Here is a 24,148-nt window from a genome sequence, read left to right as displayed (position 1 = left end):
CGCCGACCCTCAACGACTTCACCAATTCGGGCCGCTGGGGTGGCGGTCAGACCTTGGCTGGAACGCGCTGCCGAGAGTCGGACAACACGTCATGGTCGGCGTAATGTCTTGGCCGGTAGACCGCCTCCACCGTGCCGACCACCACCCACTTCGTGGCGTCCAGGTCGGCTGCGTGCTGCCAGTTCTTGCGCCCATCCTCATTGACGACGATGCCGGACAATTGGCGCATCATGTACCGGCAGCCCGTCCATGCGGGTTGACCATCCTTGATCGACTGGACCACGTAGAGGCCGCCGCCTGTCGTCACGCTCCGCCGGTCGAAGTTGGCCAGCACCACGTCGTCCGCGCTGATGTATTCGCCGTATTCGCAGTAGCGGCCCTCAAACACCGCGCGGCCCTTCAGGCCGTCTGCGGGCATGGTCTGGACCGGCGTCAGAGGGGGGCGCAATTGCCATATTGGCGTTCATGACTGCGCTCCCCGGAACGCCTGCAACTGCGTCAGTGGCACGCCAAAGCGCTGTGCCATGCGAGCCAGTTGAGCATCGTCGGCCTGGCGGCCAATGACCAGGAGCGTGGGGCCGTCGCTCCCCTGCTCGAAGCCGGTTTCGTGCTCGCGCCACAGCCGGCCGCAGCGGGGATCGCCGGGGCGTGTCAGCATCACGCGCGGGTCGGAAAAGTCGCCTGCTTCGATGTGGCGCCGGGCACCCGTCCATGCCACCGGTGAGCCTTGGGCCAGCCGCGCGTCGGCCTCGTTATCGGCGGCGAGGATGGCCGCAGCGTGCGAGTCCTGGCACGGCAGCACGAGCGATGTGCCGTCGGGCAGGCCGATCAGGGGCATCCACTTGATCGGCGTATCGAATGAGCCAAAGTCTTGGGCAGTGGTGCGCCCAGCCTCGGGCGTGTTCACATGGGCGTCCATTGTTCAGCCTCCCACCGTCGCGCCGCGCGCGTTGTTCCCGAGCGTCTCGCGCAGGCGCTCCAGTACGCTCAGCATTACCGTAGTGCGACCCTCGATGAAGTGACATAGCGGCGGCGCCATGCTGGCCTCGGCGTCCGCATCGTTCAGTTGGATGAAGCCCCACAACAGGCTGTTGATCTCGCCGACTTGGGTATGCAGCCAGGACAGCGCTTCCGGCATTCCTGCTTCGGAATTGAGCACTGATGCCGGAGTCTTGGAGCCCCAGTTAGCCACTGGGCAGGTGTCCAAGCTCAGCGTGGCTTTGTCGGCCTCAGGCGCTCGTGCAGTTACATTCTTGGTAGCCATTTTCAAAGTCCTTTTTTGATGATGGTCAGGGGCTGGTCGGTGCTGCAACACCTACTGGCCCCGCCTTTTTGCCCCGCTCGGTCCGCCGCGGGGCTTGGCGGTTTTGTCGTCCGGCAGTCTGGCCCGGTCGATGCGATCGCGCACCCAATGCCCACCGCCCAGTTTGTCCAGCTTCTCGCGCTGACCAGAAGTCATACGCATGGAAAAGATCACGGTATCGTCATCAAGCGCCAAAGGTTTGCGTCCCCGAGTCTTGCCGATTCGATCACTGTTCATTGCTCAATATCGTATTACTATATTCGGGCTTTTGCAAGCCTAGTCGCAGTCCACTTTATGATTTCTTCCAACAAGATGACCGCACTCGACAACAAAGCGAAGACAGGTTGGGATGGCGCTGCATGGCTCGGTGCCTTCTTGCTTGTTTCCACCTTTGCCGGGATCGTGCTCGCGATTTATCCAGGCTGGCCTGCTGTGTGGTCCTTGTTTTCGAAGGAGCCTGCAGCTTGGGTTCAGGCAGTTGGTTCGGTCGGCGCCATCCTGGTGGCGGTCGGCGTTGCTTGGTATCAGAACAAGCAGGCAATGTTGCTCAAGCAACAAGAACGGGCTGAACAGGAATTAGCTCACGCTGAAGCTTGCCTGTTGTTTTGCCAGCGCACTGTCATGCACATGGGGGCGTTGATAAACAACTCTTACCGGAGGGAGCGCACCTTTACAGAGAGTGGTCGCGCAGCTTTCATGCCAGACGACATTTTTGACGACTTGGAACTTACGATACGCGCCCTCGCATTCGTTGCTGCACCAGCCGACCTGCGTCGCCACGTTTTCGACTTGCAAAGGGAAATTGTTCTTGCTGCTGGCTCAGTCAGGTCAACCAAGGCGGACAACTACACAGACATGTCAAGCGACGGTCTTTTCGCACAGCTCTCACGGATTCACGCAATTGAGGCGGAGCTTCGCGCGTTGCACATCAAGTACACGGAGCGTGCCCTCGTTCTGGGCGCGACATCAGACTAAGGCACCACCACGCCTGCCTGAACTCGACTTCCCCACCGCGGCGCAGCGACTTCCGACCGCTCGCGCAGAACGTCCACCCTTGACCGAACCTTGACATCGGAGCACAGGGCGGAAACCTTCTTGTGCGCGGACTTATCCAACCATGCCTTCGACTTCGGGTACGCCGTCCGGTAGGCATCCGCCAGCGTCACGTGCTGGATCAGCACCTAGTTGGCACCAGTTCTGGACCGATACACCTGCCACAGCCGGCCCTGCAGGTGATGCAGATCGACCGGCTCCTGTTCGCTGGTTTCAGCCCCGCCAACCCCATCCGCAGGGGCGCTGGACTTCATGGCGGGATTGGGCATGACGTGTCTTGACGGCAAATGGAATACTGTGCAAATATACAGTATTCACTGAAGGATCGCGATCATGAACGCTGTTGCTCAACCTGTCCGAATGACTGCCCTGCATGAGGCCGCGCGCCGCTTGATTCTGTTCACGATGGCGGGCGAGCACCTGCGCGGCGGCGATGGCTTCGTCCCCGTGCATGAGCTGCGCGAGATCACCGAGCTGGCCGCCCAGGCGTTCACGCCCGACGAACTGGCCGCCATGGCGGATGACGTGGCCGAGTACGCGGAAGATGCCTTCAGCCAGCCAGTAACCGACCTGGCCGTGCGCGTGGTGCAGGCGGATGGTCGCCGGTATCGCTGGCTGCTGCTGCGCGCCCTGGCCGATGGCGGTTATGCCCAGCACGCGGCCGGTGACGTGTTTGACTGCTACGCGGACGCCTTTGCCGCTGGCACGGCGGCGCTGGCTGCGGAAGGGCGCACTCGCGCGGTACGGCCGATGGCGGCGTCGAACGACGGCAAGGTCCTGTTGCCGCTGGGCGCTGCCTGATCAGGCGGACACCGGCTCGCCAACAAACACGTCATCGGCCGGTATGCGCAGCAGGTCAACGGCCTGCGCCGGCGCACACGTCAGCCATGCATCCCAGTTCTCGGGATCGATCGGGATCACGCTGCGCTTGTCCTGCTGGTAGTGCGGCAGTTTCGGATCGGGCTTGTGCATGCGGCTCATCAGCGGGTGTGCGTCCGCGTTGATGGTCAACATTGTGTAGCTCTCGTGAATCTCGCCAGTGGCGTGATCCGTCCACGTAGCCCACAGCCCGGCCAAGCCCCACGGCATGCCGTCGGCGCGTCGAAAGCGCCACCACACATTGCGGCCGGTTTCCCAGCATGGTTCGTCGAAGCTGCGCGCCGGGATGATGCAGCGCTGGCCCTTGGCCCACGGCGTGCGGTAGGTCGGCTTGGCCGCCAGTTCCTCACTGCGGGCGTTGTTGGTGCTGTATGGCAGCTTGGCCGCCTTGGCGAAGTGGGGGATCAGACCCCATTGCCCGGCGACCAACTCGCGCGAATAGCCGGGGTCGTGGACGGCACGCCTGATGAACACGCCACGGCCGCGCGGGAAAACGACCTCAGGCTATCGACGCGCTGCGGCTCGCGCGCGCCGTGGCGGACCTCGATGCCGCCAAACAGGCTCAACGCCTGCTCGATGGCATGCGCCGGCACGGTGTCAGAGAACGCCAACGCGCGCGCCTGCTCGGCCGCGCCGACGATCTGGCGCAGGATCGATTTCTCGCGCACGATCTCGGCGTAGCGGCGGATGTTGTGAGCGCTGGGGAGGTACTGGGCCAACGAGTTGAGGTAGGCCAGGCCGCCCACCTCATCCGCCTCGCCTTGGCGCTGCAACGCCTCGAACACCGTGACCACATCGGCCGGCTTGCCTGCAGGGATCAGCTTGGCAAGCACCGCGAAAACCAGTCGGTGTGAGTGGCGGTAGAAGTCGGCTTCCGTCAGCAAGTCGTCGACCCGTTCGAGCGCACGGTTGTCGAGCAGCAGGCCGCCGAGCAGGCTGGCTTCCGATTCGACCGAGTTGGGCGGGACTTGAAGCTGCGCCGTGTCCGTCATGCTGACCTCCCGGTTTTCTCGATGACCTGCGTTAAGCCTCGGTCGCTCAGCAGGTAGTCGATGCCGGCTTGCCAGTTCTCGTGCCCCGCACCGCGCGCGGTTCGACCCATGATGAAGTCGTTTTCGCGGGCGCGAGTGAAGAACCCCTCAAACCACCTGAGGGCATCGGCCGCCGTGGTTGCGCGCCGAGTACCGTTCCCGCGCTTATCGCTCAGCACCCAGTTCCAACGGTTCTGGATGATCCGCCGCCGCGCGGTTGCCAGCGTTTCCGCCTGCGGCAACTCGGGGAGGATGGCGTTGTAGGCGTCCTTGATTTTTTCAACCGGACACGGCGGCAGTCGGTCAGGCTTGCCCTGGCCGACCTTGCTCTGACGGTTCTCTGATGGTTCTATGACGGTCTGGGTAGCACCGGCGCTACCCGTCTCGCCGCACCCATGCGGCCCCTCTGCCGCACCGGCGCTACCCGTCGCATACACGCTACCCGTCGCATCTACGCTACCCGTAGGGGCCGCATCAGTGCGACCCGTAGGGGTAGCACCGACGCTACCCGTCGCAAGCCGTTCGATTGCGACCTGGTAGCGGCAGGTCGATCCGGGGGGCGCCACCGGCCGCGTTGCCGATGACGGTCAACCATCCGGCATCAACCAGCCGACGCACCACCCGCTGGGCTTGTGACCGGCTGAGCCTGGCTTTCTTGGCGATTGACTCGATGCTGGGATGGCAGCGCCCATCGTCGCTGCACCACTCAGCCATGGCCACGAGCACCAGCATGTCGCTGCCACCGGGACCGATGTAGCCGTCGAACACTAGCTTCACGACCTTGTAGCTCATAGCCGGGGCCCTCCTACGATTTCGAGGAAGGCGGCGACCTGATCGAGCGTCTTGAACTCGCGCGAGTGACCCCAAGCCGTCACGACGAAGGTGTCTACCTTGGGGCGACGGTCAACGCGCAGCAGTTGGTGACCGCGCAAGGCGAGTTCGGCCCGCAGGGTGGCGAACACCTTATCGACACCGGTGGCTTCGGTCGGCGCTGTCATGCTGGCACTCCCCAGGCCCGCCATGCAGCGCGGCGAATGGTGACCTCCGTCGCATAGTTGGCGGTGTGCGAGCACTCCGGGCATAGCCGCGGCGCGGTCAGCCGGCATGTGCACGCCCCGGCCAGCAGGCCGGCGGGGTAGTCCTGGTCGCTTGCGCGGCGCGTGCCGCGCATGGCAGAGTCCCTGTTCTTGCTCTGTTTAGTTCTATCCCAAGCGCCGCCGGTTTGCCCACCGCGCGGCGCTTTCTCTTTTTGGTGCCTCATTCTGGTGCTCCAGTATTGGTAGCACCGTGAAGCACGTCCTGCGCTGCAACGGTGATGGAAGTCCCGCGCGCTGGCGGGGTTGATCGGCGCGGCCTGTTCGGGCAGGCGTAGCTCGCGTGGCTGGCGGGACCGGCCCGCGCAGTGGATGGTGGGCGACATGGCGCCCCTTCAAGCCGCGGCGCGCTGTGTCGGGGTCCAAGCCCGGCCTTCCGCCTGAGCCTTGAGCCAGTCGGTCAGTTCACTCGCTACCCACAGCTTCAAGTTGCCGACGCGGCGGGGCGGCGGGAAGCGCCCAGCGAGGACTTCGCGGTAAATGGTCGAGCCCGACAGGCCAGAGGCTTCGATCACGATCGGCTCGCGCACCAGCGCGTCGGGGATGCGCAGCACATCAATGGACTGCGTGCGGATGCGTGGCTTACGGGGGTTGTTGGCGGTGGTGGACATTGGGTGCTCCTGATGTGGGAGCAATTGCACCAAGCAATGTCCGGTTGCCGCAATACGCAACCTGGTTGCCTATGAAAACGATAGCAGTGAATTCAGTGCTGGAAGCACTTGTGACTGTTATGGATTGTTATGGTTGCGCCGGTTGCCGCAACCGCGCAACCGTTAGCGCGGTGCGGTTCGGGCGAACGGGTCGTTCTTGTGGTGGTCGGCTGCACCAGAGGAACGCAGTTGCTTGGCGACGGCCTGGCGGGTGATGCCGATGGCATTGCCGACCTTTTCGTCTGATTTCAGCGTTTTCTTGAGCTCGGTCAGGAATTGACGGCGCTGCTCACGGTTTGACGCGACCGCTGCGTATTGCGCCTTGAGGTCGGTTGCATCGGGCAGCGCCGATGTCGGTGACGCTTCGGCGTCGGGTTCGTGCTTCCCAAAATCGAATGCACTCTGCAACTCGTTAGCCTGCAGCCATCGAACTATCTCGTCGCGGCTGAAACGGCAGTTTTCGAAGGATTTTTCAATTTTCCAGCATAGGTCAGTGAGGGCGCTGTATGTGGTTGGTGTCGCAACAAGCAACTCGATCAGCCTGTCACTGAGTAGGTACTGGTGAGTAGGCGGGTCGAAGTCTTCACGGTCGATAAGGGTGTCGTTCGGACCGCAAAGGAAACCATGGGCAAAGGTTCTGACGCCCAGGGTGTGGTCTTGCTCCATCCTCCGACGAACTGGCGACATGCGCCTTGCCCGTTCGTCTTCGGGAACCCCAACCGCGCCAGCCACCAACGCCACGGCTTCTTCGGCGGTGAATAAGTCGACAAACTTCCACGGAAGGTACAAACTTTCCTTGTCCATGCGCGTCCCCACGCCCCCTTAAACGATAGGTTGCCGGCCCAGCCCGTCGGGGAAACGGGTGTTCGGGGATCAGCCTAGGGCCGGCAAATTTGGTTAGTTGAGTGCTACTTTTTCCAGGGCGGATGCCGTGACATCGCTGCGCAAATGCCCGTAGTGTTCCTCGATCATCCGCACGCTGGTTCCGGCCAGCTTGGCTACCGTGAATAGATCGACGCCGGCCACAACCAGGTCTGTGATGACGGAGTGCCGCAGCGTGTAGAGCGTGGTTTCAGCAGGTAGCTCGGCTGCGGCCGCAGCGGCCTTGACTGGCCATTTCCACTTGTCCTTGTCCCATCCCGCGCCGTCTCCCCGCGTGAACAGCAGGGCGCCCGGCAGTTTGCTGGCTGCCGCCTGCTCGAACTGTGCGGCCGTGGTTGCGGGCAGTACGATTGAGCGATCAGCGCCGGCCTTGTCGCTGCCCACGTGCAGGGCGCGCAGGCGCTTGTCGTAGCGGCCGACGGTCAGGGCGGCGAGGGCGCCCGGTCGCAGCGGCACATTGCTCATGGCGCGGGCGAACTGCGCAAGATCGGCGTCCATGTGGTCGATGAGGGATTGGCGTTGGTCGCGGTCAAGGTAGAGGGTGCGCCGGCCGCCCACTTTCTTGATCGGCAGCAGCTTCACCGACCAAGCGGCATCGCTCAACACAATCTGGTCGCGATATGCCAGATTGAGGGCCGCGCGCAGACAGGTCATGTCCCTGTTGAGCGTGGCCGCCGATCGCTTGGCATTCGGGTCTTTGGGGCTGGCGGATTGGTTGGCTGGCTTGCGACCGGCCACCAGTTTTGGCCCGTCCTGCAATCGCTTGCGCCAGGTGTCGACGTGGATCGGGCGCAGCTTGTCCATGGCGATCGCGGCAATCGGCTGGGTGTAGACGTGGCGCTGAAACCGCTTGTCGGCATCGTCGGCGGCATCGGCTGTCTTCTCGGCCCGAAGGTGTGCAACGTAACGCTCGCAAGCATTCTTGACGGTGACTTCCTTCGCTCTGCCACCCCCAGCAACATGGGTCAACCATTGGTTGGCTGACCGCATCGCGGCATCGAAGCGGGCATTGGGCGGCAGGTCGTCAAAGGCACCCAGCGCGCGGTATTGCTGTTTGCCTGTGTCGTCGCGCCACCGGGCCACCCACGTGCCTGCGGTAGACTGCGACTGTTTTCGGAACCCGAGAAAGCAACCGGTGCTGACTTTGTGCCAATACGGCTCGCGCCGCGGCTTGAGTTTGTCGCGACCGGCGACTGTGTTGATGATCGGCATCCGCTTGCTCCTTGTACGGAAAGTACGGAGAGAGTACGGAAAATTATAGGTGGATTTTGATGGACTATGAAGGAGTGCTCAGAGGGAAATGCGCCATCAACATCCGCTAAGAACCATCGTAGCCCGGCCTTCACACGGCAGGGGTCGCAGGTTCAAACCCTGCATCACCCACCAGATCCAGAGGCTCCGGTGCTGCAAACATCGGAGCCTTTTTTATTGCGGCGCGGCCCCGCTTCGGGCGTCTGCGCCGCTGTCATCGGAGAACACATGCTGCTCGACGCCGACGACTGCCAACTGGTGCTGATCGACTATCAGGCCCGCCTGATGCCCGCCATTCACGATGCGTCTGCCGTGCTGGCCAACGCCCGGCGGCTGGCGCAACTGGCGCGCGCGCTGCAGGTGCCCGTGTGGGCGACCGAGCAGAACCCCGCCAAGCTGGGTGGCACCGAAGCAGCGCTGGCGGCGCTGTGCGATCGCATCGTCCCCAAGATGGCCTTCAGCGGCGCCGAAGAACTGCAGCCGCTGCTGGCACCGCCGGCGCCCGCGCCGCGCGGCAATGCGCGCAGCCTGCCCCGCCATCTGCAGAAACCCGCCCAGGACGCGCCGGAGCGCGGCACCGTCGTCATCGCAGGCTGCGAAACGCATGTGTGCCTGCTGCAGACGGCGCTGATGCTGCAGGAGGCCGAGTGGGACGTGTGCGTCGTGACGGACGCCTGCGGCTCGCGCACCGAACGCAACCGCGACGCCGCTTACGACCGCCTGGCCGGCGCGGGTTGCGAACTGGTGACGACCGAGATGGTCGGCTTTGAATGGCTGCGCGACTGTGAACACCCGCAATTCCGCGCCTGGCAGGCGCTGATCAAGTAGGCGGCGCGCTGCGTGTTCGCCATTCCCGGTTTTCAGGTGTTTTCAGGCCATGGCGCTCGCCATCAGCGGGCTGAATGCTATTTTATTTGTAGCTAATCGCGGCCAGAGCGCCGCCGATCAAGGGAGTTTTCGAGATGGTGACTGGCAAACAGAGGCGCCTGGGCCGTGACACGGCGCAGATGGTCGGCGCGGTGCCGCAAGTGATCGCGCATCGCGTGGGCCGCATGCTGGGCGCCGGCGTGATGCCCAGCGGCCGCGACCAGCAGGAGTTTTACCTGATGGGCGCCGAAAAAGTGGCCGCCTTCCACGAAAGCTGGGCAGCCATGTCCTGGCAGGCGCTGGCCGCCCAGCAGCAGTTTGCCCTGTGGTGGACACAAACCTGGTGGAAAGTGGCCATGGGCGGCTGGATGAATCCGCCCAGCCTGCAGCACCTTTCGTCCGGCGCGCAACAACGGTTGATGGCGTCGATGCTTGACGTCATGCACCAGGGCATGACGCCGGTGCGCCGGCGCGCGGTGGCCAATGCGCGCCGCCTGGGCCGCGCTGCGCGCTAAGACGACGCTGAATAAGTCGCCGCGGAGGCTGGCGCTGTGGTTTGGGATGGGCTGCACACGGCGCAAACCGCAGCCATAGCGTGGGCTATGGCGAGGATTTGCAACGCCGCAGACCGCCCAAATCCACAGATTGCCCGGCTTTTGCCAGCGAAAACGCTGATGAAATAGTCGAATCCAGTCCGTCCTTGGCAAAAACACCCGACGCCCATCGCATCCCGGCGGCGGTTGCTTGGGCGTGCGGCCGGGCGCACTGGTCGTCGCCACGATGAAATATCCGGGCTGGCCGGGCTTTGGGCCGCTGATGGCCCTTGCGAGTCAGTTTTTCGCAAGGGCGTACTCGCCATAATTATGAATTCAGGAGTTCGACGCAGGCAAGTTCATCACCTGCGTCGCGCTGGCGCGGGTGCGGTCAAGCACGAGAATTCAGGAGACAAAGATGACCAGTTACGCCGATTTCCACCGTCGCTCGATCGAGGACCGTGACGCCTTCTGGGGCGAGCAGGCCAAGCTCATCGAATGGCAGACGCCGCCGCAGACGGTGTGCGACTACAGCAATCCGCCCTTCGCCAGGTGGTTTGTCGGCGGCACCACCAACCTGTGCCACAACGCGGTCGACCGCCACCTGAAGGACCGGGCCGATCAGCCCGCGCTGATCTTCGTGTCGACCGAGACCGACCAGGAAAAGGTCTACACCTTCCGCGACCTGCACGCCGAAGTGCAGCGCATGGCCGCCTCGCTCAAGGAACTGGGCGTCAAGAAGGGCGACCGGGTGCTGATCTACATGCCGATGATCCCCGAGGCCGCGTTTGTCATGCTGGCCTGCACGCGCATCGGCGCGCTGCATTCGGTGGTGTTCGGCGGCTTTGCGTCGGGCTCGCTGTCGACCCGCATCGACGACGCCGAACCGACGGTGATCGTCAGCGCCGACGCGGGTTCGCGCGGCGGCAAGCCGGTGCCCTACAAGCACCTGCTGGACGAGGCCATCGGCCTGGCCAAGCACAAGCCGGCGGCGGTGCTGCTGGTCGACCGCGGCCTGGCGCCGATGAACCTGGTCGACGGGCGCGACCACCTGTGGGGCGCGCTGCGCGAAAAGAACCTGAACACCCAGGTCCCGTGCGAATGGGTCGATGCCACGCACCCCAGCTACACGCTGTACACCAGCGGCACCACCGGCAAGCCCAAGGGCGTGCAGCGCGACACCGGCGGCTACGCGGTGGCGCTGGCCGCGTCGATGAAGTACATCTACTGCGGCAACCCGGGTGAAACCTATTTCTCCACCAGCGACATTGGCTGGGTCGTTGGCCACAGCTACATCATCTACGGCCCGCTGATCGGCGGCATGGCCACGCTGATGTACGAAGGCACGCCGGTGCGGCCGGACGGCGGCATCTGGTGGCAGCTGGTCGAAAAATACAAGGTGACCGTGATGTTCAGCGCGCCCACGGCGATCCGCGTGCTGAAGAAGCAGGACCCGGCATACCTGACGAAATACGACCTGTCCAGCCTGCGCGCGCTGTTCCTGGCCGGCGAGCCGCTGGACGAGCCGACCGCGCAGTGGATCAGCGAAGGCCTCAAGGGCAAGCCGATCATCGACAACTACTGGCAGACCGAAACCGGCTGGCCGATCCTGACCATCTGCAACGGCGTCGAAAAGGCGCCCAGCAAGTTCGGCTCGCCCGGCAAGCCGGTCTATGGCTACGACGTCAAGCTGCTCGACGACCAGACCGGCGCCGAGCTGACAGGCGCCAATCAGAAGGGCGTGCTGGCCGTCGAAGGCCCGCTGCCGCCCGGCTGCCTGCAGACCGTGTGGCGCGACGACGCGCGCTACATCAACACCTACTGGTCCAGCGTGCCCAACAAGCTGGTCTACAGCACGTTCGACTGGGCCATCCGCGACGAAGACGGCTACTACTTCATCCTGGGCCGCACCGACGACGTGATCAACGTTGCCGGCCACCGCCTGGGCACGCGCGAGATCGAGGAAAGTATCGCCAGCCATCCCAACATTGCCGAAGTGGCGGTGGTGGGCGTGGCCGACCAGCTCAAGGGCCAGGTCGCCATGGCCTTCGCGGTGCTCAAGGACGCCACGCAGCTGGACGACGAAGCCGCCATGCTCAAGCTGGAAGGCGAGGTGATGAAGATCGTTGACGGCAGCCTGGGCGCCGTGGCGCGCCCGGCCCGCGTGCGCTTCGTGTCGGTGTTGCCCAAGACGCGTTCGGGCAAGCTGCTGCGCCGCGCCGTGCAGGCGGTGTGCGAAGGCCGCGACCCGGGCGACCTGACCACTATGGAAGACCCTGCCGCGCTGCAGCAGATCAAGGACATGGTCGCCGGCAAGGCGTAAGCCTTTGTGTTTGCGTGGCGCGGGGCCGGGGGCATTCGCCCCGGTCACGCCCGTGTCAGGGTTCGGTGGCACAATCCGACCTTGCGAAGTACCCGGCCCTTCCCAGCCAGTCGCGTCCGCCAACCGGTTCAGCCGTGACGCGGAAGGTTTTTTCACCAGCTTGAGCCTCCTTAAGGGGGGGTGAAAGGTCAGCGAAGCAATGAGCGAGACGAAATCCGTCTATCAAACCTACCAGGGCAACACCTACCTCTTCGGCGGCAACGCGCCGTATGTCGAGGAGATGTACGAAAACTACCTCGCCAATCCCGGCAGCGTGCCGGATTCGTGGCGTGAGTATTTCGATGCCCTGCAGCACGTACCCGCGGTGGACGGCAGCGCCGCACGCGACGTGCCGCACCTGCCCGTCATCAACGCCTTTGCCGAGCGCGCCAAGGCGGGCGGCACCAAGGTCGTCATGGCCAACGCCGACGCCGAGATGGGCCGCAAGCGCACCGCCGTGCAGCAGCTCATCGCCGCGCACCGCACCGTCGGCCACCAGTGGGCCGACCTGGACCCGCTCAAGCGCAGCGAGCGCCCCAACATCCCCGAGCTGGATCCGGCGTACTACGGCTTCACCGACGCCGATCTCGAGACCGTCTTCGACACCAGCAACACCTTTTTCGGCAAGGACCGCATGTCGTTGCGCGAGCTGCTCAACGCGCTGCGCGAAACCTATTGCGGCACCATGGCGGTCGAGTTCATGTACACGAGCGACATGGCCGAAAAGCGCTGGTGGCAGCAGAAGCTGGAAAGCATTCGCAGCAAGCCCAGCTTCGCCGCCGACAAGAAGAAGCACATCCTTGAACGCCTGACGGCCGCCGAAGGCCTGGAGCGCTTCCTGCACACCAAGTACGTCGGCCAGAAGCGCTTCTCGCTCGAAGGCGGCGAAAGCTTCATCGCCGCCATCGACGAGATCATCCAGAGCGCCGGCTCGCAGGGCGTGCAGGAAATCGTCATCGGCATGGCGCACCGCGGCCGCCTGAACGTGCTGGTCAACACGCTGGGCAAGATGCCCGGCACGCTGTTTGCCGAGTTCGACCACACTGCGCCCGAAGACCTGCCGGCGGGCGACGTCAAGTACCACCAGGGCTTCAGCTCGGACATCACCACCCCCGGCGGCCCGGTGCACCTGTCGCTGGCCTTCAACCCGTCGCACCTCGAAATCGTCAACCCCGTGGTCGAAGGCAGCGTGCGCGCCCGCATGGACCGCCGCGGCGACGCCAAGGGCAAGCAGGTGCTGCCGGTGCTGGTGCACGGCGACGCCGCCTTCGGCGGCCAGGGCGTCAACCAGGAAACCCTGGCGCTGGCGCAGACGCGCGGCTACACCACCGGCGGCACGGTGCACCTGATCATCAACAACCAGATCGGCTTCACCACGTCCGACCCGCGCGACATGCGCTCGTCGGCCTACTGCACCGACGTGGTCAAGATGGTCGAGGCGCCCGTGCTGCACGTCAACGGCGACGACCCCGAGGCGGTCGTGCTGGCGTCGCAGCTGGCGCTGGAATACCGCATGACCTTTGGCCTGGACGTGGTGGTCGACATCGTCTGCTTCCGCAAGCTGGGCCACAACGAGCAAGACACCCCCATGCTCACCCAGCCGCTGATGTACCGCAAGATCGGCGCGCACCCCGGCACCCGCAAGCTGTACGCCGACAAGCTGGCCGCGCAGGGTTTGGGCGACACGCTGGGCGACGACATGGCCAAGACCTACCGCGCCGCCATGGACGCGGGCCGCCATACGGTCGACCCGGTGCTGTCCAACTTCAAGAGCAAGTACGCCGTCGACTGGTCGCCGTACCTCAACAAGAAGTGGACCGACGCCGCCGACACGCACATTCCGCTGGTCGAATGGAAGCGCCTGGCCGAGCGCATCACCACGCTGCCCGCCAGCGTCACCCCGCATACGCTGGTCAAGAAGGTCATTGAAGACCGCGCTGCCATGGGCCGCGGCGAGATCAACGTCGACTGGGGCATGGGCGAGCACATGGCCTTCGCCAGCCTGGTGGCCAGCGGCTACCCGGTGCGCCTGTCGGGCGAGGACTGCGGCCGCGGCACCTTCACGCACCGCCACGCCGTGATCCACGACCAGGCGCGCGAGCAGTGGGACACCGGCACCTACATTCCGCTGCAGAACGTGTCGGAGGGCCAGGCGCAGTTCGTCGTCATCGACTCCATCCTGTCCGAAGAGGCGGTGCTGGCGTTCGAATACGGCTACGCCTCGAACGACCCCAACACCCTGGTGGTGTGGGAAGCGCAGTTCGGCGACTTCGCCAACGGGGCGCAGGTGGTCATCGACCAGTTCATCGCCTCGGGCGAAGTCAAGTGGGGCCGCATCAACGGCATCACGCTGATGCTGCCGCACGGCTACGAAGGGCAGGGGCCCGAGCACTCGTCGGCGCGCCTCGAGCGCTTCATGCAGCTGGCCGCCGACACCAACATGCAGGTCGTGCAGCCCACCACGGCGAGCCAGATCTTCCATGTGCTGCGCCGCCAGATGGTGCGCAACCTGCGCAAGCCGCTGATCATCTTCACGCCCAAGAGCCTGCTGCGCAACAAGGACGCCACCTCGCCCGTGAGCGAGTTCACCAGCGGCCAGTTCCAGACCATCATTGCCGAGAACAACGAGGCCGTGCTGAAGAACGCCGCCAAGGTCAAGCGCATCATCGCCTGCTCGGGCAAGGTGTATTACGACCTGGCCAAGAAGCGCGAGGAAAAAGGCCTGGAGGACGTGGCCATCATCCGCGTCGAACAGCTCTACCCGTTCCCGCACAAGGCGTTCTCGGCCGAGGTCAAGCGCTTCTCCAACGCCACCGAGATCGTGTGGTGCCAGGACGAGCCGCAGAACCAGGGTGCCTGGTTCTTCGTGCAGCACAACATCCACGAAAACATGCTGCCGGGCCAGAAGCTGGGCTACGCCGGCCGCGCCGCGTCGGCATCGCCGGCCGTGGGCTACGCGCACCTGCACCAGGACCAGCAAAAGGCCCTGATCGACGCCGCCTTCGCCCGCATCAAGGGCTTCGTGCTGCAGAAGTAAGCAAGCGGGCGGGCATACGGCGCTGGCATGCAGCGCCTGGTCCCGCCCTCGTTCGCCACCGAACGCCGACCCATATCTCACAAGAATTGGAAGAACTCAAATGGCCATCGTTGAAGTCAAGGTCCCCCAACTGTCCGAATCCGTGGCAGAAGCCACCCTGCTGCAGTGGAAGAAAAAAGCCGGTGAAGCCGTCACCGCCGACGAAATCCTGATCGAAGTCGAAACCGACAAGGTCGTGCTCGAAGTGCCCGCGCCCGCCTCTGGCGTGCTGGCCGAGATCGTGCAGGGCGATGGGGCCACCGTGGTGGCCGACCAGCTGTTGGCCCGCATCGACACCGAGGGCGTGGCCGGTGCCGCCGCCCCGGCACCCGCGGCTGCGCCGGCCGCTGCCGCCCCCGCCGCCGCGCCGGCCGCGGCTGCCGCACCCGCTGCCGGCGGCAGCAAGGGCGACATCGCCATGCCCGCCGCCGCCAAGCTGATGGCCGACAACCAGCTGGCCGCCGGCTCGGTGGCCGGCACCGGCAAGGACGGCCGCGTGACCAAGGGCGACGTGCTGGGCGCGCTGCAATCCGGTGGTGCGCAGGCTGCGGCCGCCGCGAAACCCGCCCAGATCCCCACCGGCGCGCCCACCAGCGCACTGCCGCAAGTGGCCAGCCCTGCCGCGCCCGACCTGGGCAACCGCCCCGAGCAGCGCGTCGCCATGACCCGCCTGCGCGCCCGCGTGGCCGAGCGCCTGCTGCAATCGCAAAGCACCAACGCCATCCTCACCACGTTCAACGAAGTGAACATGCAGCCGGTGATGGACATGCGCAAGCGCTTCCAGCACAAGTTCGAAAAAGAGCACGGCGTCAAGATCGGCTTCATGAGCTTCTTCGTGAAAGCTGCCGTGCACGCGCTCAAGAAATACCCGGTGCTCAACGCCAGCGTGGACGGCAACGACATCGTCTACCACGGCTACTTCGACATCGGCATCGCCGTCGGCTCGCCGCGCGGCCTGGTGGTGCCGATTTTGCGCAACGCCGACCAGATGAGCTTTGCCGACATCGAGAAGAAGATCGCTGAATTCGGCAGCAAGGCGCGCGACGGCAAGCTGGGCATTGAAGAAATGACCGGCGGCACCTTCTCCATCAGCAACGGCGGCGTGTTCGGCTCCATGATGTCCACGCCCATCATCAACCCGCCGCAGTCGGCCATCCTGGGCGTGCACGCCACCAAGGACCGCGCCGTGGTCGAAAACGGCCAGGTCGTGGTGCGCCCGATGAACTACCTGGCCATGTCCTACGACCACCGCATCATCGACGGCCGCGAAGCCGTGCTGGGGCTGGTGGCGATGAAGGAAGCGTTGGAAGACCCGGCGCGCCTGCTGTTCGATATCTGAACGTCTGACATGTCTGGAAGCACTTATGTGAGGGAGATCGTCCATAGGCTCGTACCAGCGAGCCATGGTTTGGGAGACCGTGCCGTTAACTACCGTATATTTGGCGGCGATGTAATGTGGCAGGACGATAAGCTACATCGTGTTATTACGATCTTGCTTCAATATGGCCAGGAAGAGTCTTTTGACGACGCGCGCCGGGAGCTTATGTTTAAGCTCCCGGTTCATGTGGCTTGCCAAGATATCCCTCACGTAATGGCCGCTATCCGTCAGGTTTCTGATGACCTGGAGAGCTTTCATGAATAATGGCCAAAAGGCTGTCTTGCTTGGGATTGTTGTTGTAATCTTGTCTGCTTATTTAGGGAGAGATAAGGAAGGCGTGTCGACGTTTTCAACAAACATTCCGACTGCAGGCGGTGCCGATTCGCCGCTGACAAGCGATTCGTCACATAAAGCATCGGGGAAGAAAAATGTTGAGGAAGAAAAAATCCCTCTCGATTGGCATTTATTTCAAGGGCTGCGTCTGGCCTGTGCGATCCCTGGTGAATCTGGTCGGCAATTATTTTTATACGCCAAGGATGGGCTTTTTTATACCGAAAATAGTGATCCCGGCAAACCTCTTCTACTAATGCGTCAAAAAGTTGAGTTGGTTGGTAGCCGTTTGAAAACCCTTCAAACTTCGTCCGGTTTTGACGAGCAGACGATGCTTGAGATGGCTGTTGATGCCTTTGACCCTAGAAAACCAGGCGGCCCGGGAATTCGAGAGCTTAATTCGATGCGTCAATCTTCATTGAAGGAGTTATATTCAAATAATATAAGGATTAAATTTTTTGGGAATAATTATCTGGTGAGTCGACGGTTCGATGAATTTCGGCGGTATTTCGGTTGGTATACAGATTATGAAGTTTTTCGAAATGCAGACGGTTCATTGAAGCTATCTTACAAAATGCTGTCAGATAATAAAGAACAGTCTGTAGACTACAATAATTGTGAACTTGTTGACGAAGATGCAAAGCGAGATGTTGATATTGGCTCCAGCGGAGCCTCGCACCAGTCTGATCCGTCGGCGTCACAGACAGCATGTTTCAATTTCATAATGTCAAACCCTACTGACAAGTCATTGAATGCATTGAGTTCGGAAAAATGGTATCGCGACGATACGATGGAGAGCTGTAAGGAACCAAAAGCTGCGGTTTGTCTTCATCGAAAAATCTTGGATGCAAGAAAGTCGATGGCTGCAGACGATCCTATATCTGTGGCCGTCATTGAAGAGTGGCGAGCTGAATGTGATTAACTGAGAGCAATGTGATGAATAAATTCGACGTCATCGTCATCGGCGCCGGCCCCGGCGGCTACATCGCGGCCATCCGCGCAGCCCAGCTGGGCATGAACGTCGCCTGCATCGACGAATGGAAGACCGCCGACGGCAAGCCCGCACCGGGTGGCACTTGCACCAACGTGGGCTGCATTCCGTCCAAGGCGCTGCTGCAAAGCTCGGAATATTTCGAGCACGCGGCCAAGCACTTCGGCGAGCATGGCATCAGCCTGAGCAACCTGAAGATGGACGTGGGCCAGATGATCGGCCGCAAGGACGCCGTCGTGAAGCAGAACAACGACGGCATCCTGTACCTGTTCAAGAAGAACAAGGTGACGTATTTCAACGGCCGCGGCTCGTTCGTCAAGGCGGTGGATGGCGGCTACGAAATCGCCGTCGCCGGCGACAAGCCCGAGACGCTGACGGCCAAGCAGGTCATCGTCGCCACCGGCTCCAATGCGCGCGCGCTGCCGGGTGCGCCGTTCGACGAGGAAAACATCCTCAGCAACGATGGTGCGCTGCGCCTGGGCGCGGTGCCCAAGAAGCTCGGTCTGATCGGCTCCGGCGTGATCGGGCTGGAGATGGGCAGCGTGTGGCGCCGCCTGGGGGCGGAAGTGACCGTGCTGGAAGCGCTGCCCACCTTCCTGGGTGCGGTCGATGAACAGATCGCCAAGGAAGCCAAGAAGGCCTTCGACAAGCAGGGCCTGAAGATCGAACTGGGCGTGAAGGTCGGCGAGATCAAGTCGGGCAAGAAGGGCGTCAGCGTGGCCTGGACCAACGCCAAAGGCGAGGCGCAGACGCTCGACGTGGACAAGCTCGTCGTCTCCATCGGCCGCGTGCCCAACACGACTGGCCTGAACGCCGAGGCCGTGGGCCTGAAGCTGGGCGAGCGCGGCGACGTGATCGTCGATGACGACTGCCGCACCAACCTGCCCGGCGTGTGGGCGGTGGGTGACGTGGTGCGCGGCCCCATGCTGGCGCACAAGGCCGAAGAAGAAGGCGTGGCCGTGGCCGAACGCATCGCCGGCCAGCACGGGCACGTCGATTTCAACCTGGTGCCGTGGGTCATCTACACCAGCCCCGAGATCGCCTGGGTGGGCAAGACGGAGCAGCAACTCAAGGCCGACGGCGTGAAGTACAAGGCCGGCACCTTCCCCTTCATGGCCAACGGCCGCGCGCGCGCGCTGGGCGACACCACGGGCATGGTCAAGTTCCTGGCCGATGCGGCCACGGACGAGATCCTGGGCGTGCACATGGTCGGCCCCATGGCCAGCGAACTGATCGCCGAAGCCTGCGTGGCGATGGCCTTCCGCGCCAGCAGCGAAGACATTGCCCGCATCTGCCACGCCCACCCGAGCCTGAGCGAATCGACCAAGGAAGCCGCGCTGGCAGTGGACAAGCGCACGCTCAACTTCTGAGCGGTGACGACGCGGTTTTCGGCATGAAAAATGGCCTGGGCGCTTATTTAGAAAGCGTTTTAAGCTATCAATTGGATAGCGAATGGCGGGCGGCATGAGTGCGGTGCGCGAAGCCTACGAAGCCGAACTGGCCGCGCGCGGCTATCAGAGCGACCCGGCGCAGTTGCGCGCCGTGGCCGCGCTGCAGCGCTGCGCCGACGACTGGACGGTCTACAAGAGCCAGCGCTCCAACGCCTTCAAGAAGCTGATCCGCAAGCCGCCCGTCCCCAAGGGCGTGTACATGTACGGCGGGGTGGGGCGCGGCAAGAGCTTCCTGATGGACTGCTTCTTCAACGCCGTGCCGATCCGCCGCAAGACGAGGCTGCACTTTCACGAATTCATGCGCGAGGTGCACCGCGAGTTGGCCGGGCTGCAGGGCACCGTCAACCCGCTGGACGAACTGGGCAAGCGCATGGCGGCCAAGTTCAAGCTGATCTGCTTCGACGAATTCCACGTCGCCGACATCACCGACGCCATGATCTTGCACCGCCTGCTGCAGGCGCTGTTCGACCATGGCGTGGGCTTTGTCACCACCAGCAACTTCAAGCCCGACGACCTGTACCCCGGCGGCCTGCACCGCGACCGCATCCTGCCGGCCATCGACCTGCTGAACGCGCGCATGGAAGTGGTCAACGTCGACAACGGCACCGACTACCGGCGCCGCGCGCTCGAGCAGGTCGAGCTCTACCACACGCCCTTGGGCCCGCAGGCCGACGCGGCGATGAACGAGGCCTTCAACAGCCTGGCCGCCAACGCGCGCGACGACGACGTCGTGCTGCACATCGAGGCGCGCGAAATCACGGCGCGCCGGCGCGCCGGTGGCGTGGTGTGGTTCGACTTCCGCAAGCTCTGCGGCGGCCCGCGTTCGCAGAACGACTACCTCGAGATCGCCAGCCAGTTCCACACCGTGCTGCTGTCCGACGTGCCGCACATGCCGGTGCGCATGGCCAGCGAGGCGCGCCGCTTCACCTGGCTGGTCGACGTGCTGTACGACCGGCGCGTCAAGCTCATCCTGTCGGCCGAAGTCGCGCCCGAACTGCTGTACACCGAAGGGCCGCTGGTGCACGAGTTTCCGCGCACCGTCAGCCGGCTGAACGAGATGCGTTCGATGGAATACCTGGCGCTGGAGCACCGCACGGTGGATACTCAGCTGACATGAAGCGCCTGTCCTTTCGCCTGTGCCTGCCCGTCGCCTGCGCGCTGGTGCTGGCGGCCTGCCAGTCCGGCCCGCCGCCCGATCCGCGCGCCGACGTGCGCGCGGCCGATGCCGCCGCCGCACGCGCGCTGGCCGCCACCGCACCGCCCGACAGCGACGCCGCCGCGCTGCAGCCCTGGCTGGACGCCCAGCGCGCGCGCATGGAGGCCGAGCGTCGGGTTGCCGTGCAGCGCTTCGAAGCCGACGAAAAGGCCTGCTGGCAGCGCTTTGCCGTCAACGCCTGCGTGCGCCAGGCGCGCGTGCAGCGCCGTGGCGTGCTGGACCGCCTGCGCCAGGAAGAACTGGCCTTGAACGAAGTCGAACGCCAGCGCCGCACCGCCGCGCGCCTGCGCCAGTTGCAGGACAAGCAGACGCCCAAGTCGACCGCGCAGCCCTGACAGGGCGTGGCGGCGCTGCAGCTAGGAGTCTGCGCGGCAGAAGGAGCGTCGGCTGCAACGCGCGAGAAAACGGTCCATCGCGGTGCTACCTTCTGCGCCCATAGCTCGGCTATGGGCTTGTCGGCACCACCACGCTATCCTCGTTTTTCGCACGTTTCGCTTCGACGCCTTCTGCCGCCCAAACTCCTAGTGGCGCGTGGTGGCAGCGGCCGCGGTCGCCGTCGCCCCGGCCGGCTTGCCGTCTGCCAGCGGCTCGATCTTGACGATGGCCAGCGACAGGTTGTCGCCGTGCCCCATGGCGCGCGAACGCGCCTTTTCCACCAGAAACTGGCTGGCATCGCGCGGCGGCAGCGAGTGCAGCACCATGCCCAGCTCCTGCGTGGTGAAGTAGTGCCACAGGCCGTCGCTGCAGGCCAGCAGCGAATCACCCACGTGCAGTCGCGGCGTACCGTCCACTTCCAGCGTCGGGTCGGCCTCGGTGCCCAGGCAGCTCACCAGCACGTTGGAGCGCGGGTTGCCGGCGGCTTCTTCCTCGGTCAGCTCGCCCTTGTCGACCAGCGACTGCACGAACGACTGGTCCTTGGTCCGACGCATCAGCGTATTGCCCCTGAAGTGGTACAGCCGCGAATCGCCGGTATGCACCCAATGGCACTGCCCGCCGGGCTGCACCAGGAAGGCCGCCATGGTGCTGTGCGGCTCCTGCTCGGCGGCGATGGCCGTGAGCTTGATCACCAGGTGCGCCTGCAGCCCCATCTGGCGCAGCAGCTGCGGCGCGTCGTTGGATTCGGGCGCATAGTGGTCGAACAGCTGCCGCGCCGTCATCAGCACCTGGTCGGACGCCTTGCGCCCGCCGGTGCGGCCGCCCATGCCGTCGGCCACCACGCCCATCACGCAGCCGGCCACGCGCGGGTGTGCCCACAGGGCGACCTGATCCTGCTGATAGGCGCGATCCCCCTTGTGCAGGCCGGTGGCCGCACTCAGTCGATAGCCGTTTTTCATGCGCTGGATCCCGTGGTGGTGGCCGCAAGGCGGCGACACCGTATTATTGAACGGGCGCGCGCCCTGATTCATCCCCCCGCCCGGCGACGAACGCGGTGCCGCGCCCACAGTTTCTGCATCTTATCCGTGACGGCCAATCTCAACTCTCCCCAGCGCCAGCTCATCGCGCTGCGCATCGAGCACGCCGACCTCGACGCCATCATCGACCGCCTGGCCGACCAGACGCCGCTGGACCAGCTGACCCTGCAGCGCATGAAGAAGCGCCGGCTGGCCCTGCGCGACCACATCGCCCGGCTGGAAGCCGCGCTCGACCCGCGCGAGCCCGCATGAACCGGCCACCCTCCGCGCTGCGCCGCACACGCCCATGAGCGACCCGGACCACGGCGCCCTGGCCGACGCCGTGCGCGCCCAGTTTGCCGACACCGGCCCGCTGGCCCAGGCGGCCGAGGGCTTTCATGCCCGCGCAGGCCAGACGCAGCTGGCGCTGGCCGTCGCCCAGGTCATCGAGCAGGGCGGCGTGCTGGTGGCCGAAGCCGCCACCGGCGTGGGCAAGACCTTTGCCTATCTGGTGCCGGCGCTGCTGTCGGGCGAGCGCGTGCTGCTGTCCACTGCCACCAAGACGCTGCAGGACCAGCTGTTCGGCCGCGACCTGCCGCGGCTGGCGCGCGCGCTGGGCGTGCCGGTGCGCATGGCGCTGCTCAAGGGGCGCGCCAGCTACCTGTGCCTGCACCGGCTTGATCTGGCGGCCCACAGCGGCGACCTGCCCGCGCCACACCTTTATCACGCGCTATCCAAAGTAGAGCGCTGGTCGAAGACGACAAAAACCGGCGACCTGGCCGAAATGCCGGGGCTGGACGAGCGGTCGCCCCTCATTCCGCTGGTCACCAGCACGCGCGAGAACTGCCTGGGCGCCGACTGCCCGCAGTTTCGCGCCTGCCACGTCAACCTGGCGCGGCGCGAAGCGATGGCGGCCGACGTCGTGGTCATCAACCACCACCTGTTCTTTGCCGACCTGGCCATCCGCGAATCCGGCATGGCCGAGTTGCTGCCCACCGTGCGCGTGGCCATCTTCGACGAGGCGCACCAGCTCAATGAGACCGGTATCCAGTTTCTGGGCCAGCAGCTAGCCACCGGGCAATTGCTGGACTTTGCCCGCGACCTGCTGGGCGCCGGCCTGCAACAGGCGCGCGGCCTGTGCGACTGGACGGCGCTGGCCGGCGGCGTCGAAATGGCGGCGCGGCAACTGCGCCTGTCCGCCGGCAGCGTGCGCGGCGCCACCCGCCTGCGCTGGACCGACGAGGCGCCCGACGGCGTAGACCCCACTGAATGGCGCGCCGGCCTGAGCCGCCTGCACCAGGCGCTGCTGCAGGCCGGCGACGCACTCGACACCGTGAGCGAACTGGCGCCCGACTTCGTGCGCCTGCACGAACGCGCGCTGCTGCTGGCCGGCCGCGCCGAGCGCTTCGGCGCGCCGTGCGACGTCGCGCTGGTGCGCTGGGTCGACGTCGGCCAGGCGCTGCGCCTGATCGAATCGCCGCTCGACATCGCCGACGCCGTGCGGACCCGCCTGCTGGCCGCGCCGGCCGAGGGCGAACGCCAGCGCGCCTGGGTGTTCGTGTCGGCCACGCTGGGCGACGACGAGCGGCTGTCGTGGTTCACCCAGCCGTGCGGGCTGCAGCAGGCCCAGGTGCTGCGCATCGGCAGCCCGTTCGACTACGCGCGCCAGGCCGCGCTGTACGTGCCCGCGCACATCGCGCGCCCGGCCGACCCCGCCCACAGCGCGCATGTCGCGCGGCTGGCCGGCGACGCGGCGGCCCGGCTGGGCGGCCGCACCCTGGTGCTGACCACCACGCTGCGCGCGCTGCGCAGCATCGGCGAATCGCTCGCCGAGCGCTTTCCGCCCAGTTCGGGCGTCGAAGTGCTGGTGCAGGGCCAGCTGCCCAAGCGCGTGCTGATGGACCGTTTTCGCGCCGGTAGCGCGGGCGGCCGGCCGGGTTGCGTGCTGGTGGCCTCGGCTTCGTTCTGGGAAGGCATCGACATGCCGGGCGACGCGCTGCAACTGGTCGTCATCGACAAGCTGCCCTTTCCGCCGCCCGGCGATCCGCTGGTCGAGGCGCGCTGCCGCCGCATCGAATCCGAGGGCCGCAGCGCCTTCGCCGACTATTCGGTCCCCGAAGCTGCCGTGGCCCTGAAGCAAGGCGCCGGCCGCCTGATCCGCCGCGAAACCGACACCGGCCTGCTGGTCATCTGCGACACCCGCCTGACCCAAATGGGCTACGGCCGCCGCCTGCTGGCCGCGCTGCCCCCGATGCGGCGTCTGACCAGCCAGGCCGAATTCGATGCCGCACTAGGCGCGTTGCGCGCTGCGCCAGCACCGGTCGACAATGATTCGGCAATAAATCGACCTGCAGCGCCCGTCCGGTAAGCGCAGCTAGCTATTTTTTCAGGAGCAAATGGGATGGTGGAT

Annotated in this window: 26 protein-coding genes; 13 read left to right on the top strand and 13 right to left on the bottom strand. The window is 64.8% G+C overall.

What is annotated here, in order from left to right:
• Positions 1-46: 46 nt before the first annotated feature.
• The 3 genes from R0D99_RS12115 to R0D99_RS12105 are packed head-to-tail and all read right to left on the bottom strand — an operon-like array spanning position 47 to position 1,264.
• Entirely contained in the window at positions 47-418 is a 372-nt protein-coding gene (locus R0D99_RS12115) for a hypothetical protein (protein WP_317748438.1), read from the bottom strand.
• Positions 419-463: 45 nt separating this feature from the next.
• Positions 464-919 (bottom strand): hypothetical protein, encoded by a 456-nt coding sequence (locus tag R0D99_RS12110; protein ID WP_317748437.1) that lies wholly within the window; start codon positions 917-919, stop codon positions 464-466.
• A 3-nt stretch (positions 920-922) separates the two neighbouring features.
• Positions 923-1,264 (bottom strand): hypothetical protein, encoded by a 342-nt coding sequence (locus R0D99_RS12105; protein ID WP_317748436.1) that lies wholly within the window; start codon positions 1,262-1,264, stop codon positions 923-925.
• Between the two features lie 147 nt (positions 1,265-1,411).
• Here R0D99_RS12105 and R0D99_RS12100 point away from each other — a divergent pair, with 147 nt between their 5' ends.
• Positions 1,412-2,278 (top strand): hypothetical protein, encoded by an 867-nt coding sequence (locus R0D99_RS12100; protein ID WP_317748435.1) that lies wholly within the window; start codon positions 1,412-1,414, stop codon positions 2,276-2,278.
• A 206-nt stretch (positions 2,279-2,484) separates the two neighbouring features.
• Here R0D99_RS12100 and R0D99_RS12095 read toward each other — a convergent pair whose 3' ends face one another.
• Entirely contained in the window at positions 2,485-2,625 is a 141-nt protein-coding gene (locus tag R0D99_RS12095; protein WP_317748434.1) for a hypothetical protein, read from the bottom strand.
• Positions 2,626-2,689: 64 nt separating this feature from the next.
• On the opposite strand from R0D99_RS12095, the gene R0D99_RS12090 reads away from it, so the two are divergent.
• Positions 2,690-3,157, top strand: coding sequence for a hypothetical protein (locus R0D99_RS12090; protein WP_317748433.1), 468 nt, complete (start codon positions 2,690-2,692; stop codon positions 3,155-3,157).
• Here R0D99_RS12090 and R0D99_RS12085 read toward each other — a convergent pair whose 3' ends face one another.
• The 8 genes from R0D99_RS12085 to R0D99_RS12050 all read right to left on the bottom strand — a co-directional run bounded on the left by R0D99_RS12085 (position 3,158) and on the right by R0D99_RS12050 (position 8,104).
• Positions 3,158-3,709 (bottom strand): SOS response-associated peptidase, encoded by a 552-nt coding sequence (locus tag R0D99_RS12085; RefSeq protein WP_317748432.1) that lies wholly within the window; start codon positions 3,707-3,709, stop codon positions 3,158-3,160. It abuts the gene before it with no gap.
• Complete coding sequence (locus R0D99_RS17365) at positions 3,640-4,227, bottom strand: DnaB-like helicase N-terminal domain-containing protein (RefSeq protein ID WP_416365881.1); 588 nt, start codon at positions 4,225-4,227, stop codon at positions 3,640-3,642. Before R0D99_RS17365 ends, R0D99_RS12085 begins: the two co-directional genes overlap by 70 nt.
• Complete coding sequence (locus R0D99_RS12075; RefSeq protein WP_317748431.1) at positions 4,224-4,703, bottom strand: hypothetical protein; 480 nt, start codon at positions 4,701-4,703, stop codon at positions 4,224-4,226. The genes R0D99_RS17365 and R0D99_RS12075 overlap by 4 nt, the downstream gene beginning before the upstream one ends.
• A gap of 67 nt (positions 4,704-4,770) precedes the next feature.
• Positions 4,771-5,058 carry a helix-turn-helix domain-containing protein gene (locus R0D99_RS12070; protein ID WP_317748430.1) on the bottom strand — a complete coding sequence of 96 codons (288 nt, stop codon included), beginning with the start codon at positions 5,056-5,058 and terminating at the stop codon, positions 4,771-4,773.
• Positions 5,055-5,264, bottom strand: a complete 210-nt coding sequence (locus R0D99_RS12065) for a hypothetical protein (RefSeq protein ID WP_317748429.1) — start codon at positions 5,262-5,264, stop codon at positions 5,055-5,057. The genes R0D99_RS12070 and R0D99_RS12065 overlap by 4 nt, the downstream gene beginning before the upstream one ends.
• A gap of 431 nt (positions 5,265-5,695) precedes the next feature.
• Positions 5,696-5,971: a helix-turn-helix transcriptional regulator gene (locus R0D99_RS12060; RefSeq protein WP_317748428.1), complete on the bottom strand. Its 276-nt coding sequence runs from the start codon at positions 5,969-5,971 to the stop codon at positions 5,696-5,698.
• 162 nt (positions 5,972-6,133) lie between these two features.
• A complete protein-coding gene (locus tag R0D99_RS12055; RefSeq protein WP_317748427.1) occupies positions 6,134-6,814 on the bottom strand; it encodes a hypothetical protein in 681 nt (226 codons plus the stop codon).
• Positions 6,815-6,907: 93 nt separating this feature from the next.
• Positions 6,908-8,104 carry a tyrosine-type recombinase/integrase gene (locus R0D99_RS12050; protein WP_317748426.1) on the bottom strand — a complete coding sequence of 399 codons (1,197 nt, stop codon included), beginning with the start codon at positions 8,102-8,104 and terminating at the stop codon, positions 6,908-6,910.
• 267 nt (positions 8,105-8,371) lie between these two features.
• Between R0D99_RS12050 and R0D99_RS12045 the strand changes: the two genes are divergently transcribed.
• From R0D99_RS12045 to R0D99_RS12005, 9 genes are all read left to right on the top strand, one after another.
• Positions 8,372-8,971: an isochorismatase family protein gene (locus R0D99_RS12045; protein WP_317748425.1), complete on the top strand. Its 600-nt coding sequence runs from the start codon at positions 8,372-8,374 to the stop codon at positions 8,969-8,971.
• Positions 8,972-9,105: 134 nt separating this feature from the next.
• Positions 9,106-9,525: a polyhydroxyalkanoate granule-associated phasin gene (locus tag R0D99_RS12040; RefSeq protein ID WP_317748424.1), complete on the top strand. Its 420-nt coding sequence runs from the start codon at positions 9,106-9,108 to the stop codon at positions 9,523-9,525.
• Positions 9,526-9,961: 436 nt separating this feature from the next.
• Positions 9,962-11,866, top strand: a complete 1,905-nt coding sequence (locus R0D99_RS12035) for a propionate--CoA ligase (protein WP_317748423.1) — start codon at positions 9,962-9,964, stop codon at positions 11,864-11,866.
• 199 nt (positions 11,867-12,065) lie between these two features.
• The gene (locus tag R0D99_RS12030; protein WP_317748422.1) at positions 12,066-14,942 is read left to right on the top strand and encodes a 2-oxoglutarate dehydrogenase E1 component; all 2,877 of its coding nucleotides are present in this window, start codon (positions 12,066-12,068) and stop codon (positions 14,940-14,942) included.
• A gap of 100 nt (positions 14,943-15,042) precedes the next feature.
• A complete protein-coding gene (gene odhB, locus R0D99_RS12025) occupies positions 15,043-16,320 on the top strand; it encodes a 2-oxoglutarate dehydrogenase complex dihydrolipoyllysine-residue succinyltransferase (protein WP_317748421.1) in 1,278 nt (425 codons plus the stop codon).
• 295 nt (positions 16,321-16,615) lie between these two features.
• On the top strand, positions 16,616-17,611 hold the full coding sequence (locus R0D99_RS12020; protein WP_317748420.1) for a hypothetical protein: 996 nt from the start codon (positions 16,616-16,618) through the stop codon (positions 17,609-17,611).
• An 11-nt stretch (positions 17,612-17,622) separates the two neighbouring features.
• Positions 17,623-19,050 carry a dihydrolipoyl dehydrogenase gene (lpdA, locus tag R0D99_RS12015; RefSeq protein WP_317748419.1) on the top strand — a complete coding sequence of 476 codons (1,428 nt, stop codon included), beginning with the start codon at positions 17,623-17,625 and terminating at the stop codon, positions 19,048-19,050.
• 94 nt (positions 19,051-19,144) lie between these two features.
• Entirely contained in the window at positions 19,145-20,248 is a 1,104-nt protein-coding gene (zapE, locus tag R0D99_RS12010; protein WP_317748418.1) for a cell division protein ZapE, read from the top strand.
• The gene (locus R0D99_RS12005) at positions 20,245-20,682 is read left to right on the top strand and encodes a hypothetical protein (RefSeq protein ID WP_317748417.1); all 438 of its coding nucleotides are present in this window, start codon (positions 20,245-20,247) and stop codon (positions 20,680-20,682) included. The genes zapE and R0D99_RS12005 overlap by 4 nt, the downstream gene beginning before the upstream one ends.
• A 186-nt stretch (positions 20,683-20,868) precedes the next feature.
• On the opposite strand, the gene R0D99_RS12000 is transcribed toward R0D99_RS12005, so the two are convergent.
• Positions 20,869-21,681, bottom strand: coding sequence for a PP2C family protein-serine/threonine phosphatase (locus R0D99_RS12000; RefSeq protein WP_317748416.1), 813 nt, complete (start codon positions 21,679-21,681; stop codon positions 20,869-20,871).
• Between the two features lie 126 nt (positions 21,682-21,807).
• Between R0D99_RS12000 and R0D99_RS11995 the strand changes: the two genes are divergently transcribed.
• Both R0D99_RS11995 and R0D99_RS11990 read left to right on the top strand, forming a co-directional pair.
• Positions 21,808-22,011 carry a YdcH family protein gene (locus R0D99_RS11995; RefSeq protein WP_317748415.1) on the top strand — a complete coding sequence of 68 codons (204 nt, stop codon included), beginning with the start codon at positions 21,808-21,810 and terminating at the stop codon, positions 22,009-22,011.
• A 34-nt stretch (positions 22,012-22,045) separates the two neighbouring features.
• Positions 22,046-24,106: an ATP-dependent DNA helicase gene (locus R0D99_RS11990; protein WP_317748414.1), complete on the top strand. Its 2,061-nt coding sequence runs from the start codon at positions 22,046-22,048 to the stop codon at positions 24,104-24,106.
• Positions 24,107-24,148: the final 42 nt, after the last annotated feature.

The sequence above is a fragment of the Ottowia sp. SB7-C50 genome (assembly GCF_033110285.1).
GTDB lineage: Bacteria > Pseudomonadota > Gammaproteobacteria > Burkholderiales > Burkholderiaceae_C > Ottowia.
This window is presented reverse-complemented; position numbering and strand designations above follow the sequence as displayed.